The organism is Vibrio mediterranei, assembly GCF_013364395.1.
Classification (GTDB): Bacteria; Pseudomonadota; Gammaproteobacteria; order Enterobacterales; family Vibrionaceae; genus Vibrio; species Vibrio mediterranei.
Genome location: NZ_JABXGK010000001.1, coordinates 2543184 through 2558880 on the forward strand (window position 1 = coordinate 2543184; position 15697 = coordinate 2558880).

Genomic DNA, 15697 nt, shown 5'->3' on the forward strand with positions numbered 1-15697 from the left:
TTTGAACTAGATCAATTTTGAGTGACTTTGCTGTAAATCCAGGGAAAAAAACACGAATCACAGAGCAAAAACGGGGGCTCCTGTGTCATTTATAAAAAAGTTTGGAAAGAAATCTTCGAGTAGTCCGGTCAACTCGAATATGGACAAACAAAGAAAATACGAAGCACTGGTTCGTGCTTATCATAGAGATCTTTATCGATACGCTTATTGGTTGTGTAAAGATAAGCCCGTCGCTGAAGATCTTGTTCAAGAAACCTGCTTGCGTGCTTGGAAGTCTCTGGATAGCCTCCAAGATGAAAAAGCCGCGAAGTCATGGCTTATCACGATTCTACGTAGAGAGAATGCTCGACGTTTTGAACGTAAGCAGTTTGATCTCGTCGATATCGATGATTATGGCAATGATGCAAAGGTTTCTGATGATCCGCACCATCAGCAGGAATGGCTTCAAGCACAAATTATGAAACTCGATGTCGAGTATCGAGAACCGCTCTTTCTACAAGTCGTTGGTGGCTTTAGTGGTGAAGAAATCGGCTCGATCCTCGACCTTAACAAAAACACTGTAATGACTCGATTATTTAGAGCACGCAATCAGCTCAAGGAAATGTTGGAGTCTGCGGATTCACCTAGGGGGCAACACAATGGATGAGTTAGAATTCCGTCGTCGTATTATGTCCGATCCGAAGGCGAAAGATGCTGAGTTATTGGAAGCGATCCAACAAAGCGAAAACAATGCGAAATATATGGACGATATTTTGTCATTGGACGCTCGAATCGAACAAGCGATGAAAGTCGATGTTCCCGATGATTTAGCTGACCGGATCTTATTTAACCAACCAGAAAGCAACGTGGTCAAAGTGAAATTCGGTAAGCGCGCGCTTTCATTAGCAGCGTCTATCGCTTTTGCCTTTGGTTTACTAGTAGGCCAAGTTAATTGGGGGAATGTGGTTGTTTCACCGGCGCAAGCTTCGTTATCTGATACAGCTATGAAACATGTTCATGAAGAAATGGGCTTTATTGAACCACTTGATGAAAACGTCTCTAAAGCTCAAATTAATGCTAAATTGCTGCCATTTGCTTATCAGATCGGCCAGAGCTTTCCTTACCATGTTTATTATTTGAATCACTGCGGTTTTGGTGAGTCCAATGCAATGCACATGGTTTTTCAAGGTGAAAAAGGCAAAGTGACCCTGTTCTTAACAGGCATCGCGAGCGAACAAACTAAGTCTTTCGATAAAGATGGAATGGCGGGAATGGTCGAACCGATTGGCGATGCCAGTTTCATCCTTGTTGGTGAAGAAGGTGAAGACTTTAGTAAAATCGGCGAAAACATTAAGAAAATCCTTAACCCTGCTTAATTTTATAGATAAAAGAGCCTTATTTCCGAATAGGGCTCTTTTTTTATTGATATTGTTATTTTTAGAGTATCAACTCTAGAAATAACCTTTTTCGATGCATTTCCTGCCAAATAGTCATCATTTATATACTTTTTACGCGATTTTAGTTACTGGTCAGATTTCTATTGCCTATACTAGCGATTAGGATCAGCCCCGAAATTGAGCATTAACTCAATTTTCACTAACGCCCAAAGAGGCGATTACAAAAAAGGATGTATACTAAATGACTACTTCGCGTCTGTATAAAAAAACACTATTAGCAGTGGCAGTCTCGTCACTCACTTTCGCCTCTCAACATGCAGCAGCAGCAGGTTTCCAACTTAACTCTCAATCAGCAACAGGTCTAGGCCGTGCTTTTGCGGGTGATGCTGTAATTGCGGATAACGCTTCGGTAATGGCGCGTAACGCAGCAGCGATGACGTTGTTTGACTCGCACCAGTTTTCTGGTGGCTTGAATGTAATAGCATCTAGCATTGATGTTAAAAATATTGGTGGTGCAGGGTCTCCACCTTACGGATTGCAAGAACCTGATGCAAACAACACGGCAACCTCATATGTACCTAATATCTATTATATCCATCGCTTAAATGATAAATGGGCTTTAGGTGCTGGTATCTATTCTAACTTTGGAACCACCAACAACTTCGATGACTCTTTCGGAGACAATAACTTGGCTAAGGTCTATGGCGGTACGACAGAGATTTCCAGCATCAACTACACACTAAATGCTGCATACCGCATTAATGAGCAGTGGAGTGTTGGTGGTGGTATTGATATCGTCCAAGGCTCAGGCAAGCTAGAACGTACAACTAGTCCTTCTACACCTGGGCTAAATGAAACCAAAGTTGTAAACATTGATGCTAGCGGCGTTGGTGTTGGTTTTAATGTCGGCACTGTGTTTGAGCTAAATGAAGATAACCGATTTGGCCTAGCATATCACTACAGCCCGACAGTCACCGCTGACGGTACAGTAGAGTATGCATTGGATCCAAATGCAAGTAGTATCGATCTAAAACTACCTAGCATGGTTGAGTTTAGTGGTTTCCACAAAATTACTGACACAAAATTCGCGGTTCACTATAGCGTTCAATGGATTGGTTGGAGCGTATTTGACAAAGTTGAAACTAATAACAGCGCAACTATTAAAGAATACAACTGGCAAGATGGCTACCACTTTGCTCTAGGCGGTACGTACTACCTAAACGAAGAATGGACCCTACGTGCTGGCTATATGTATGACACCGCAGCACAAGACCAAGACCGCTCAATCTCTGTACCAGACTCAGATCGTCAATGGTTCTCTGTCGGTGCAGGTTATAACTTCAAGAAACACCACACTATTGACCTAGGTCTAACTTACCTAGCAGGTAAAGATGTTTCTGTAACTGAATCGAGCGCTCCTTTAGCTCCAGAACTAACTGCTACCACACATGCTAACGCATGGCTAGCAGGTATCCAATACAGCTACAGCTTCTAAGCTAAATAACTAAACTTCTTAAGGGTCGGTATTCCGACCCTTTTTTCTATCTCCCCTGACTCAACCCTTCACTTTCAGCATACAACTGGTCATACCTTTTCTTGATTTTTGTATACAGGTGTAAGCTGATTTTTTGAAACATCACCATAACATCTAGATTATTGACCCATAAAAATTTAGTTCTACGATATTTAAATTCAAAAATGATGTATTTGTAATAAATTAGTTTTAAAGCATTTACTCTAAAAATAGAATCACCGCTCTAAATGGAAATACTTTGAGCGAACAACAATGACAATTTCAAAACGAACTCCCCTATCTCTTGCAGTGGTTTTGGGGCTGCTATCCTCTTCACAGGTCTCAGCGGCAGGTTTTCAACTAGCAGAATATTCAGCGACTGGTCTAGGACGTGCATTTGCAGGTGAGGCAGCAATGGCTGACAATGCAAGCGCACAATGGCGTAACCCAGCGATGTTGACTTATCTAGAGGGTACTCAGGTATCTGGCGGTGTACTTTATGTCGACCCAAATATAGACGTTACCGGTACCTCTTCTAAATTTGGCTACACTGAAGCTAAAGACATTGCTCATAGTGCGCCTGTACCTAACTTATACGTGTCACATCAAATTAATGATAGTTTTACAGCTGGCCTCGCTCTAGGGTCAAACTACGGTATGGAAACAGAGCTTGATAGTAGCTTTCTTGCGACCCAGTATGGCAATCAAGCGAAAGTAATGACGGTAGAAGCTGTCGCTAGCTTAGGTTATAAAATCAATGAGCAATTTAGTATTGGTGGCGGTATTCGTTTTGTCACTGGAGAAGGACATTTTGGTGCTTCAGTCCCTGTCGCAGGCACTGATCTGAAGTATATGGAAGGAAAAGATAGCTCTTGGGGCTACCAACTTGGCGCCGCTTGGCAGATTAATCCTAACAACCGTGTTGGTATTGCTTATAAGTCGAAAGTGACTATGGACTTCGAAGGTGATGCCAGTGGTTTATTAGTACCAAACCAAAGTATCGGTGGAACTCTATCAGTCCCACTACCAGCAACTCTTGAACTAGCTTCATTCCATCAACTGAACGCAAAATGGGCAGTTCACGGAAGTATCAACTGGACTCAATGGAGTGACTTCGACAAACTTGTTGCAGAATACGACAATGGTATGAGCGATCATATTAAAGGTGAATACTGGAAAGATAGCTATCGTTTTGCTCTAGGTACAACGTACAGTTTAAATAAAAAAGTAACGTTGCGTGGTGGTATTGCTTACGATATGTCAGCTGTTGACGATAAATACCGTACAACCACTATTCCTGAAACAGATCGTACATGGTTAAGTGCTGGTGCTAGCTACGCATTTACAGAGCAGTTCACTTTGGGTGGTGGTTTAACTTATATTATGGCGCGTAAAGCTCCGATTGTTGAACCTCGCGACTCACATGACCAAGCCGCGTCAGTTTTTGGTGATTTCACTGGTGAAATCTCAGGTGATGTTTGGATAGTAGGCGTACAAGCTAACTATCGCTTCTAATAGTCTCTATAGCTAATTAAGAGATCCTCTATTATTCACAATGAGGATCTCTTTACAAAGTGCCTTCTCGAGCTACTCAAAATCCTCCAAGTAGTCATCAATATAAGCTTCTTCCTCCGCATCCACTTCATCATCCACTACTTCTGCTTTGTAGTTCTGACGTTGGATATAAATATCCCGAGTAAGCGAATAAGGATCTGGTGACTGTTCGAGTGTTGCTTCTTGAGGGACGACTAGCGCGCGTTTTTCCATTCCTTCTAAGGCCCACTTGCCAAAGCTAGCCCAGAAGTTCAAGAAAGATATTGGCGGATATAATCCATCTACGACATCTGCACCTTCACGTAAAGTAATCGGCCCATAACCCGGTATCATAAAATATGGGCCCGTACCGACCCCATAATGCCCAATCGCATCACCGAACTCTTTCTTATCTCGCTTTTCAATACCGGCCGCAGAAGCGATATCAATAAAGCCTAATAAGCCTAAGGTACTGTTTATCCAAAATCGATTGAAGTGATCCAGCGCCTTACCACCATTACCCATAACAGCATTGTTCACAGCACTAAATGGTTCATCAAGGTTAGCTAGGAAGTTACGTACCCCTAGTCTGACTGGATCAGGCGTGTAGTTGACGTAAGCGAGAGAGACGGGACGCACAAAATAGGGGTCTAAATAGTCATAATTAACCGCCCACATTGCTCGGTTAAAGCTTTCGAAGGGATCATAGACGTCGGTTCCAACCTGAGTCGTATCATTGTCAGGTTGTAGTTCACTGTTCTCGACTTGCAGATCGCTGGAGTCACTTGAGCTAGAATCCAAAGTCGAAGTTGCCTCTTGGCTTTCTATTGGTTGGGTATCTTCAGGAGATGAAGAACAACCAAACAGAAATACGCAAGAAACAAAAACGGCAAAAAGAGTGATCTTTTTGCCGGTTGATGCTGACTGCATAACCTCATCCATAAGCCATGACAATCTGAGCAGTTTCGTATTTTTTTGTCCTAATGCTTTGATAATTAGGAATTAAGCTCTAGATTGTTGTTATAACCACTAGTAATGAGTATAGCGGTATGCAACTACACAGGCTAGTTAAAGCAACAATCTAGGCCAATATTTATTAATCAGTATGACTATATGTTATAGGAATTAGTACTGCTGATTAATAGACACCTCCACGGTATCACCCAATTTAGCAGGTTGGCTTTCACCAAACCAATCGCCATCGCGAGTCGCAACATTACCATCACTATCGATACGAACTCTCACAATGAGTCCATCCAAACTTGATAGTTTACGCCCTTCCATCATGCTGTTGTTATCATCCAAAACAACAGTACGTGGGAAAATACCTAGCGGATAGCGCGCCGCCGCAACTGGCATTGGCGAACCGTCTGCTGGGTGTACTGAGACGATTAGTGCTGCATCTTCTGGGATACGAGCATCAGGGCTTAGTGAAATCGTCACCGCCACTGACTTACCTTGAACAATCGGCTCACCCATGCGCGCTTTGGCACTCTCAATGCTTCGAGAAAGCATTTCATAGCGGCTATCTTCTGGACCAATCATTTTCTGCATAATCGACCAGTAACGGATAGCTCCTGGGAAATCTTCTCGCTCAAATGCATCGAATGCCAATAGCGAGAACACTCGAAGATCAACATACTCTTCTTGAATCAAGCTAGTAAGAAGGCTTCTTGCACGATTATTGTCCATTTCATCTTGAGACATCATCAGAGCTTGAGCGTAACCTAACTTAACATCTGCATCATTAGGCGTTAACCGATAGGCTTTTTCCATCGCGTCTGTTGCGGTTGTCACGTCGCGATTCGCAAGGGCGATTCGACCTAATAGCAACCAGCCCGTTGCATCGTCTTTTTGATAGTGCAAACGAGTACGCAAGGCCAAAGTAAGATCTTGCATCTCATCTTCAGTCATTGGCTCAGCAGAGCCCGCCATCAGCTTCTTCGATAATTCAGGAAGGTTAGCTGTGACTTCTTGCCAATTTTTCACCTTGGTTGCACCACCAAAATGCATATACATACCGTAAGTCAAGATCACAACCAAAGCAACAGAAGGAATCAGTACCGCCATTGGCGAAATATTGAATTTCTCGGTTTGTTGCTGCTGTTGTGGAATATCGTCAAGCAGTGATTGTTTAAGGTCATCGATTAAGTCTTGTTGGTTCTCCACCAAACCTTCTTCGTTTTCCACTTCCAACTCAGAAAGACGATCTTTATAGAATGCCTTGTTTAATTCATCACGAAGCTGTTCATCGTTGTTGGCTTTCTTACTGTTAAGAGTGATTGCCAGCAGTGCGATTGCAACGACAACAAGACCGACTGTTGATATCCAAAAAAGTGTCATTACTGCTTATCTCCAGTCTCTTTTTCATCCAGCAACGCTTTCAGTTGAGCTTCTTTTTCATCGCTCCACTCGCTGCCTGCTTGTTCAGTTTGCTTAGCGCGGTTCTTACGACTGCGCATCACAATCAAACCAAAACCGAACACCACGACAAATAACGGGCCAACCCAGAGGATCGCCGTTGCGAATGTCAGCGGTGGATTATAAGTCACAAAGTTACCGTAGCGAGCGATCATATAGTCGATAATCTCTTGCTTAGATTTGCCTTCTTTGGTCATCTCATAGACTTTCTGACGAAGGTCTACAGCAAGCTCAGCATTAGAGTCACCGATAGTATTGTTTTGACACTTAGGGCAACGCAGCGTGTGGTTTAGCTCTTGGAACTGATTTTCCTGTTCTAACGAGTCAAACTCATGAACTTCAATTGCAGCATTAGCTGCCAATGCGAGCACTAGTGAAGACGTTAAAGCGATTAACCACTTTTTCATTTTTTCGCCTCCTCTAACATTTGCTGATATAGAGGCTGAAGTTTCTCACTCCAGTTACGAGCGTTCACATCGCCAACGTGACGGTAACGAATCACACCATTAGCATCGATTAAGAAGGTTTCAGGCGCACCGTAAACCCCTAAATCTAGACCTAGCATGCCATCACCATCGAACAGGCTAATCAAGTAAGGATTACCCAACTCATTAAGCCATTGAATCGCCTTGTTACGTTGATCTTTGTAGTTCAAACCGATGATTTTGACGCCATTCCCCGCAAGCTCATTGAGATACTGGTGTTCTGCATAACAAGTTGGACACCATGTAGCCCAAACATTTAGCAGTAAAGGCTCACCTTTGAAGATATCCTGATTGTACAGTTTTCCAGGCTCGGCAAGATCTTCTAAACGAAACTCTGGAACGTGTTTGCCAATCAGCACCGATTCTAGCTTGGTAGGATCGTCCCCAGCCTGGTTACGCCCTAGCTGAACGGCAAAGACCGACACCAAAATTAGAAATGCGACTAAAGGAATAAATAGGATCTTCTTATTCATTATGCGTCTCCTTCCGCCTTCGCTGTCTTTCTGAAACGGTAACGTTTATCACTGATAGCTAATGCACCACCGATAGACATAATCAGCGCACCTAACCAAATCCAACGAACAAACGGTTTGTGGTAGATACGAACTGCCCATGACTTACCATCATCTAGACGCTCACCCATCGCGATATACAAGTCACGAGTCACTCCACGATCGATAGCGGCTTCAGTCATCATAGACTTAGCAGTGCGATAGAAACGCTTTTCTGCATGAAGGGTGTTGATGTATTTACCATCTTTGGTGATTTCAAAGTCAGCGATATAACCATCGTAGTTCGGACCATCTTTGTCACGCAGACCTTTGAAATAGAAATCGTAGTCATTAATCTGGTAATGCTCACCCGGCGCTAAACGCACATCGCGTTCAATGCTGTAGTTTTGCACCATAGCGATACCAATAACGCTTACTGCTAAGCCGATGTGACCCAACATCATCGCCCAGTGACTGCGAGGTAGCTTAGTAATGCCTTTGGCAAAACTGTGGCGGTGAGTTGCACGCTCGTAAAGTTCAAAGCCATGCATGGTAATGATCCAAGATGCCATCAACCAACCAAGGAATGCTAGACCTGTAAAGTATTCGGCCAAAACGGTTACCATCAGCGCAGAGAAAGCAAGTGAGATAACACCAGAGATGACCATTGGCTTAATAAGCGTCGACATTTTGTCACGCTTCCAACGAATCAGAGGGCCAATACCCAGTAGGAACGCGAATGGCACCATTAGCCAAGTAAACAACATATTAAAGAATGGCGCACCGATCGATACCGAGCCCAAACCAATCTGTTTATGAACAAGTGGTAGCAAAGTACCAACAAGCACCACGACGAGTGCTGCCATCAACAGAACATTGTTACCCAACAGCGCGTTTTCACGTGACAGCAAGTCGAAGTTACCACGTACTCTCACCGAGGCACCTTTCAAAGCAAACAGCAGTAAGGAACCACCTATCACGAATACTAAGAAACCGAGGATAAACATACCGCGCGACGGATCGGAAGCAAAGGCGTGCACTGAGACCAAAATGCCGGAACGTACTAAGAAGGTCCCCAACAAACTCAAAGAGAATGCTGAAATCGCCAACAATACCGTCCAAGCTTTGAACGTGCCGCGTTTTTCAGTCACTGCCAATGAGTGCATTAATGCGGTACCCGCTAACCAAGGCATGAACGAGGCATTTTCAACTGGATCCCAGAACCACCAGCCGCCCCAGCCAAGCTCATAATATGCCCACCATGAACCCAGTGCGATACCTAGAGTTAGGAAAACCCATGCAGCGGTTGTCCAAGGTCGAGACCAGCGAGCCCAAGCAGTATCCAAGCGACCTGACATCAATGATGCAATCGCAAAAGAGAACGCAACCGAGAAGCCAACATAACCCATATATAGCATTGGAGGGTGGATGATCAAACCAGGGTCTTGCAACAGTGGGTTGAGATCTCGTCCATTAACCGGGAAGAAAGGTAATGTTCTTAAAAATGGGTTTGAAGTAACAATGATAAACAGTAAGAAACCGACTGTGATCATGCCCATTACTGCTAGTACTCGCGCGACTGACTCTTGAGGCATACCACGGCTAAAGCTAGCTACAGCAACGGTCCAAGCCGCTTGAATCAACACCCAAAGTAATAATGAGCCTTCGTGAGCACCCCATACTGCCGTTAGACGGTAGTACCAAGGCAACTGAGTATTCGAGTTATTCGCCACATACTGCAACGTAAAGTCGTTAACGTAAAACGCCCACTCGAGAATAACAAAGGACAACAGTAGCATAATGAACATACCCCAAGAGAGAGGCCTTGCCGTGTTCATCAGCAATGTGTTGTTTTTCGATGCGCCTATGAGCGGCAAAATACTGAGTAGCACTGATAAACTCAACGAGAGTATCAGTGCAAAGTGACCAATTTCAGCAATCATTGACCGCTTCCTTGTTTCTGTTCTTGAGAATATTGCAGTGGTTCATGCGTCTTCTTCATAGCTTCTGCTACTTCAGGCGGCATGTATTCTTCATCGTGCTTAGCTAGTACTTCAAAAGCCTCAATCTTAGTAGGCTCCACTAGTACTCCTTGAGCAACAATGCCCTGCCCTTCACGGAACAAGTCAGGAAGAATACCATCATAAACCACTGTCACCTTAGGACCGACATCAGCTAAATCGAAGCTGACGCGCAGTGATTCTGTATCACGACTTACCGAACCTGCAACCACCATTCCACCAATACGCAGGCGTTGGCCAATTTCAGGTTTTGAGCCGTCTTTCTTACCATTCACCAATTCCGTTGGTGTATAGAACAGATCCATGTTTTGATTAAGTGCATAAATGATCAAGCCAACAGTCGCACCGATACCAATGAAAATGGCCAGAATAATGCCGAGCCTTTTCTTACGCCTTGGGTTCATAGAGTGTTCTCCATATTTTTCGCTGCTTCGATACGCGCCTGCCTATCGACTTTAGCTTGAACGTCTTTAAGTAGTTTTTTTCCTCGTGACACGCTAGTCACAAGAAGAATAATCATGGACAAAAAGGTGATGCCAAATGCACTCCAAACATAGGAGGCATAACCTCCCATAGCAAAAAAGTCACCTAAAGATTCAAAATGCATAATATCTAACCTCTTTGCTTGGCTTGTTCAGCCAGTTTGATCACCCACGGACGGTGCCCCTCTTTATTGATGATCTCATTACGTAAACGAATCATCGTCACAGCTCCAAAGAAGAAGGCAAATCCGAAAATATTCAATAGTAGTGGCCACAGCATGTCGCTGGAAATCGAAGGTTTAGCGAACTTAGTAATTGTCGCGCCTTGATGTAGCGTGTTCCACCACTCCACAGAGAAATGGATTATAGGGAGGTTAATCACACCTACTATGGCAAGAATACCCGCTGCTTTTGCTGCCGTTTTTTGATCATCAAAAGCGTGGTAAAGCGCAATGACACCTAAATAAAGGAATAGAAGAATCAGTTCTGACGTCAGACGAGCATCCCAGACCCACCATGCACCCCACATAGGCTTGCCCCACACTGCACCTGTTAACAGGGCGATGAAGGTGTAGACCGCACCAATTGGCGCCATCGCCAGAGCCGCTAAGTTAGACAACTTAACCTGCCACACTAGACCAATAAATGCCGAAATCGCCATCGACATATACACGCCCATAGACCAAATTGCAGAAGGGACATGAATATAGATAATACGGAAGCTATCACCTTGTTGATAGTCTGAAGGTGCAAAAGCAAGTCCCCAGACGGTGCCGATGGATAGACATAGTAATGCTATCGTGGCAAACCATGGTAAAAGCTTACCGCACAATTGGTAAGTGGTTTCGGGTTTGGCATAAGGATGGAGCCATTTCCACATAGTGTTTCTCACTCTTTGACGACATTTCTCTCATCGCCGAATCGGCAATGTAAGCGTGGTATATTTTTAGTTTACGCTAACTCTTAGTGCGGCACTGATAGCAAACGGAGTCAGAGTCATTGCTCCGGCTAACATAGCAGCTAGCAAAGCTAACTGACCATTATACGCAACACCCAATGATGCAGCATCAATCGCAGAGGTAGCAAATATTAGAATAGGAATATAGAGAGGCAATACGAGCAAACTCAGCAGCACCCCACCTTTTTGCAACCCAACGGTCAATGCAACACCGATAGCGCCTATAAAACTCAAGGTAGGTGTCCCCACCAATAAAGTTAAGACGACAGCAATCCATGTATTTGAGTCCAGTGATAACAAAATCGCCAGCAGTGGACTAATAATGATAAGAGGCAACCCTGTCAGCAACCAGTGAGCAATAATCTTTGCTATAACAACCAGTTGTAGAGGAATAGGCATGAGCATCATCTGTTCAAGAGACCCGTCTTGGAAGTCATCTTTAAACAGTCGCTCCAATGACAAAAGTGCAGAAAGCAAAGCAGCAACCCACACAATACCCGCAGCAATACGCGCCAGTAGATTCGGCTCAGGTCCGATACTTAACGGAAAAAGAGTAATCACTATGATGAAAAACCATAGTGGATTGAAAATATCGGCTTGACGACGAAACGCAATGAGTAGCTCTCGACGGATTATTTTCATCATGGACGCAATCATACTACTCTCCAAGTTTGATCTTTTTGAGTTTAGGATTGTCGCTAAACATATCTTGGTGAGTCGTTAACAATACGATACCGCCCTGTTCCGCATGGTTGAGAAATAGATCTTCTAGCACTTTAACACCCTGCTTATCGATCGCAGTCAGTGGTTCATCCAAAATCCACAATGGTTGCTTACTGAGCCAAAGACGCGCCAACGCTACTCTGCGTTGTTGACCTGCAGAAAGTTGAGCAACAGGTACATCTTCTCGACCAGCAAGGCCGACTTGGGTTAACGCAGAAAAAATCTGTTCCGTCGATGTGTCAGGAGCATGAATAGACTGATAAAACTTTAGATTTTCGAACGCGGTCAGATCGCGTTTGACGCCAGTTTGGTGTCCCAGAAACAACAAAGATTGGTGATAATCTTCCCGACTGGATTCGATTTTTTCACCGTTCCATTTGATCTCACCTTCTTCTTTATCTCCCAGTCCAGCAACAATACGCATCAGCGTGGTTTTACCGGTACCGTTTCGGCCCTCAATCTGTACGAGATCGCCTAATTGTAAAGAAAAAGATAAATTCTCAAATAATACGCGGTCATCGCGAATCGCTGTTAATTTTGTTACTTCTAACATTCATTTACGTACTGGTTCGACAGGGCGTCCATCTTACCATAGCTAAAATAGCGTTAAACGATAATGATCAAACTCGCTTCACGAAACTTGGTAAGAAACTATAAATTACTGTTCTTAAAACGAAATATATACCCATAAAGTGGTAGATATTTTCTTAATTTGTCATATCATGCCGAACCATAGAATAGCAAACCGTACACCTATGACGACTAGAAAAAGGTAAAGAATTGTTAACGTTGTTATTAAAATAGAACAAGAACATCAATGAGTTATTGATGTTCTGTAACGCCTATCTGCTCTTTTTAAGGGAGGGATAACCTTGACTGGCGGGTGCTCGGACAGGTTGCTTTGCCTTGTGTAAAGGCGGCACTTTTTCTTTGCCGGCAATTTTGTTCTGTAGGGAGAGCATCAGCTCTGCTTCTGCCTTTGGAAGTTCGCACTCTTCGATAAGCTCGTTGATATCCGCGCCCAGTTTGACCATTTTGTTAGCGCGAGTGTACAAACGACCATCACTATCGACATTTTCCAGCTCGATAATACGCTCGGTTAGGTGAGCTATAATTTCTTCTTGTTCAGATACTTTCTGACCAAGTCCAACTAACACCGAACGTACTTCAAGAAGCTGTTTATTGCATTTTTCTACATCTTTCTCTAGCGCTCGCTTTTGCTGGCGAGCATGTGCCTTATGTAGATTCAGGCCACGATGAACCTTCACCAACCATACAAAGAGAATAATTGCTAATGCCACCGCTCCCCATAGCAGTGGTGACATCAAAGACACAGAGTCAATCATTATAGATAAGCCATTTCATCCCACTCATCTTCAGAGAGCAGTTTATTAAGGTCAACAAGAATCAACAATTTACCTTCACGGTTGCTCACCCCTTGAATGAACTTCGCGCTTTCATCTGTACCAACACTTGGCGTTGTATCAATTTCAGAAGAGCGCAGATAAACCACTTCAGCCACACTGTCGACTAGAATACCAATAACTTGGCGTTCAGATTCGATAACAATGATACGAGTATTATCCGTGATTTCACCAGGCATCAAGCCAAAACGTGAACGAGTATCAATCACCGTGACCACGTTGCCACGGAGGTTAATAATGCCGAGAACGTAGTCTGGTGCTCCAGGTACAGGCGCTATCTCTGTATAACGAAGTACTTCTCGAACTTGCATAACATTGATGCCGTAGGTTTCTTCTTCTAACTGAAACGTCACCCATTGCAGCACTTCATCGTTAGCTTGATCTTTTCTTAGTTCAACATCCATCGTTTGAGACATAGTCTTCCTCTCAATTCATTTCTGCCTTGCTTCATAATGAAAGCGGAAGCAAATAGCATTAATTTTGTTGTTTACTGTACCGATTTAACATCTAATCCAGCATTAAGCATGTCAATTAGCTCAGACACATGAACTAACGCACACATTTGTTCTTTTACCATCCCAGCAAGCCAAGGACGCTTACCGGATTTTTCTCTCCAGCGCACCGCTTCTGGTTGAAGTAGCTCAGTACCTTTAAGCTCTGTAGACGCCAGTCCCCAATGGCTCTCACCTAACATCACAATATACTCGTAGGCATCTTTGTAACTATCGTCATTAAGAACATCAGGCATTACCCACATAGCCGTATCAACCACATCAAGTTGACTATCGCGACTCGACTGCAGCCCCAGATACCAAGCAGGTTTGCCAATCAAATGGTTTAGCTCACCAATCTGGTGGATACCCCCAAGCTCATCCAAAGGCACGGCAAACGTCATACCATTGACATCAAAATACAGCACCTGAAAACCTTCAGTACGCTCGCCATTTTGCCAAATGTTCTGCTCACCCGACCCACCATCTGCGGTAACCAGTTCTACATCAACTGTATCGGCAATCTCAGAATCAACTTTAATATCACTAATTACATCCGAAGTTTCTTCTAGATCCCACGATTGAATTTCTTCTGTTGCTGCTTCAGCAGCAATTTGTTCCGACTCCACCTGAACGGCTATGTTTGGCTCAGCAACTATTGACTCTTCAGTTGCTTGGGTTTCTGACTGGTGCTGCAACCCACTAAACAGCTTCTCAAGGTGTTGCAGATCAGGCTCTTCAGCTTCCGCGATAAGTTCGTCGTAAGTGCGTGCTACTTCTTTTGATTGGCTAAGTTGTAGTTGAGGCTCAGGTTGCCATGTAGATAGCGAATCCTGCTGCTCAATAAGAGCCTCAGCTTCCGATGATTCAGCAACAGAAACTGGTTCACTCACTTCGATTGGCTCAGACTCTCCACTATCGAAATCAAGGCCATCTTCTAGCCCTAATAATGACGTAAAGTAATCGTCTAGCGCTTGTTCGCTTGAGAGGGGAGCTGCATCAGCTTTCATCTTGAGCCAACCTTTCTAAATAAATCAGCAGCTGCTTATAGGCAAATACGCCACGACTTCCAGCGGCAAAATGCGACGCAGGTAAGTGTTTAAGACTTGCGTCTCTAAATTTGGTATCGATAGGTACCGCAGAGCTCCAAACTTGCGATGGATAATCGTGTTTAAGCTGGATGAGTGTTTGCAAAGATGCCCGAGTGCGTTTGTCATACATGGTAGGGACAATCGTTACTTTGAATGGGCGTTGACGTGATTTCTGCATGATAGCCAACGTACGCACCATTCTTTCCAGCCCTTTCATAGCCAAAAACTCGGTCTGTACTGGGATTAAAATTCTATCACTCGCCGCCAACGCATTGACCATCATCACACCTAATATTGGTGGGCAGTCTATCAACACATAATCGTACTCGTCACGAAGTGCCAATAATGCGCGTTTTAAGATAAGCCCCATGCCACTGCGATTACCCATAACGCGATCGAGTGTCGCCAGCGACATATGAGCTGGCAAAATATCAATATTATCTATCTCGGTCTGGTGAATTAAGGCTTTAACACGTGTCTCACTGAATTCTTTCAGTTGGAACAAATCAAACAAGCTATGAGTCAGCTCGTCTGAATCCGTACCCAGATAAGTGGTCAATGATGCATGAGGGTCGGTATCGATCAACAAGACTCGATGCCCCTTTTGGCTCAATAGCCCTGCCAACGTTACCGTGGTGGTGGTTTTGCCCACTCCACCTTTTTGGTTAGCTACACTCCAAACAATCAT

At 44.0% G+C, this 15697-nt stretch carries 18 protein-coding genes; 4 read left to right on the top strand and 14 right to left on the bottom strand.

What is annotated here, in order from left to right; all coding sequences use genetic code 11:
* Positions 1-139 precede the first annotated feature (139 nt).
* From HOP38_RS11765 to HOP38_RS11780, 4 genes are all read left to right on the top strand, one after another.
* Complete coding sequence (locus HOP38_RS11765; protein WP_006070001.1) at positions 140-646, top strand: sigma-70 family RNA polymerase sigma factor; 507 nt, start codon at positions 140-142, stop codon at positions 644-646.
* A complete protein-coding gene (locus HOP38_RS11770) occupies positions 639-1355 on the top strand; it encodes a DUF3379 domain-containing protein (RefSeq protein ID WP_006070000.1) in 717 nt (238 codons plus the stop codon). Before HOP38_RS11765 ends, HOP38_RS11770 begins: the two co-directional genes overlap by 8 nt.
* A gap of 262 nt (positions 1356-1617) precedes the next feature.
* Entirely contained in the window at positions 1618-2871 is a 1254-nt protein-coding gene (locus tag HOP38_RS11775; protein ID WP_198558120.1) for an outer membrane protein transport protein, read from the top strand.
* A 291-nt stretch (positions 2872-3162) separates the two neighbouring features.
* Entirely contained in the window at positions 3163-4404 is a 1242-nt protein-coding gene (locus HOP38_RS11780; protein ID WP_198558121.1) for an outer membrane protein transport protein, read from the top strand.
* A gap of 72 nt (positions 4405-4476) precedes the next feature.
* On the opposite strand, the gene HOP38_RS11785 is transcribed toward HOP38_RS11780, so the two are convergent.
* The 14 genes from HOP38_RS11785 to HOP38_RS11850 all read right to left on the bottom strand — a co-directional run bounded on the left by HOP38_RS11785 (position 4477) and on the right by HOP38_RS11850 (position 15697).
* A complete protein-coding gene (locus HOP38_RS11785) occupies positions 4477-5352 on the bottom strand; it encodes an MlaA family lipoprotein (RefSeq protein WP_124940097.1) in 876 nt (291 codons plus the stop codon).
* Between the two features lie 195 nt (positions 5353-5547).
* Positions 5548-6765 carry a c-type cytochrome biogenesis protein CcmI gene (ccmI, locus tag HOP38_RS11790; RefSeq protein WP_198558122.1) on the bottom strand — a complete coding sequence of 406 codons (1218 nt, stop codon included), beginning with the start codon at positions 6763-6765 and terminating at the stop codon, positions 5548-5550.
* Positions 6765-7250, bottom strand: a complete 486-nt coding sequence (locus HOP38_RS11795) for a cytochrome c-type biogenesis protein (protein ID WP_031493200.1) — start codon at positions 7248-7250, stop codon at positions 6765-6767. The genes ccmI and HOP38_RS11795 overlap by 1 nt, the downstream gene beginning before the upstream one ends.
* Positions 7247-7801, bottom strand: a complete 555-nt coding sequence (locus HOP38_RS11800; RefSeq protein WP_006069994.1) for a DsbE family thiol:disulfide interchange protein — start codon at positions 7799-7801, stop codon at positions 7247-7249. Before HOP38_RS11800 ends, HOP38_RS11795 begins: the two co-directional genes overlap by 4 nt.
* On the bottom strand, positions 7801-9762 hold the full coding sequence (locus tag HOP38_RS11805) for a heme lyase CcmF/NrfE family subunit (RefSeq protein ID WP_038229391.1): 1962 nt from the start codon (positions 9760-9762) through the stop codon (positions 7801-7803). The genes HOP38_RS11800 and HOP38_RS11805 overlap by 1 nt, the downstream gene beginning before the upstream one ends.
* Positions 9759-10244: a cytochrome c maturation protein CcmE gene (ccmE, locus tag HOP38_RS11810; protein ID WP_006069992.1), complete on the bottom strand. Its 486-nt coding sequence runs from the start codon at positions 10242-10244 to the stop codon at positions 9759-9761. Before ccmE ends, HOP38_RS11805 begins: the two co-directional genes overlap by 4 nt.
* The gene (ccmD, locus tag HOP38_RS11815) at positions 10241-10447 is read right to left on the bottom strand and encodes a heme exporter protein CcmD (protein ID WP_006069991.1); all 207 of its coding nucleotides are present in this window, start codon (positions 10445-10447) and stop codon (positions 10241-10243) included. Before ccmD ends, ccmE begins: the two co-directional genes overlap by 4 nt.
* Positions 10448-10452: 5 nt before the next feature.
* Complete coding sequence (locus tag HOP38_RS11820; protein ID WP_006069990.1) at positions 10453-11202, bottom strand: heme ABC transporter permease; 750 nt, start codon at positions 11200-11202, stop codon at positions 10453-10455.
* Positions 11203-11268: 66 nt separating this feature from the next.
* Entirely contained in the window at positions 11269-11937 is a 669-nt protein-coding gene (gene ccmB, locus HOP38_RS11825) for a heme exporter protein CcmB (protein ID WP_006069989.1), read from the bottom strand.
* Between the two features lies 1 nt (position 11938).
* Positions 11939-12556, bottom strand: a complete 618-nt coding sequence (gene ccmA / locus HOP38_RS11830; RefSeq protein WP_006069988.1) for a cytochrome c biogenesis heme-transporting ATPase CcmA — start codon at positions 12554-12556, stop codon at positions 11939-11941.
* A gap of 289 nt (positions 12557-12845) precedes the next feature.
* The gene (locus tag HOP38_RS11835) at positions 12846-13349 is read right to left on the bottom strand and encodes a DUF2802 domain-containing protein (RefSeq protein WP_006069987.1); all 504 of its coding nucleotides are present in this window, start codon (positions 13347-13349) and stop codon (positions 12846-12848) included.
* Positions 13349-13843, bottom strand: a complete 495-nt coding sequence (locus HOP38_RS11840; protein ID WP_006069986.1) for a chemotaxis protein CheW — start codon at positions 13841-13843, stop codon at positions 13349-13351. The genes HOP38_RS11835 and HOP38_RS11840 overlap by 1 nt, the downstream gene beginning before the upstream one ends.
* A gap of 71 nt (positions 13844-13914) precedes the next feature.
* Positions 13915-14928, bottom strand: a complete 1014-nt coding sequence (locus HOP38_RS11845; protein WP_198558123.1) for a chemotaxis protein CheW — start codon at positions 14926-14928, stop codon at positions 13915-13917.
* The gene (locus HOP38_RS11850) at positions 14918-15697 is read right to left on the bottom strand and encodes a ParA family protein (protein ID WP_198558124.1); all 780 of its coding nucleotides are present in this window, start codon (positions 15695-15697) and stop codon (positions 14918-14920) included. Before HOP38_RS11850 ends, HOP38_RS11845 begins: the two co-directional genes overlap by 11 nt.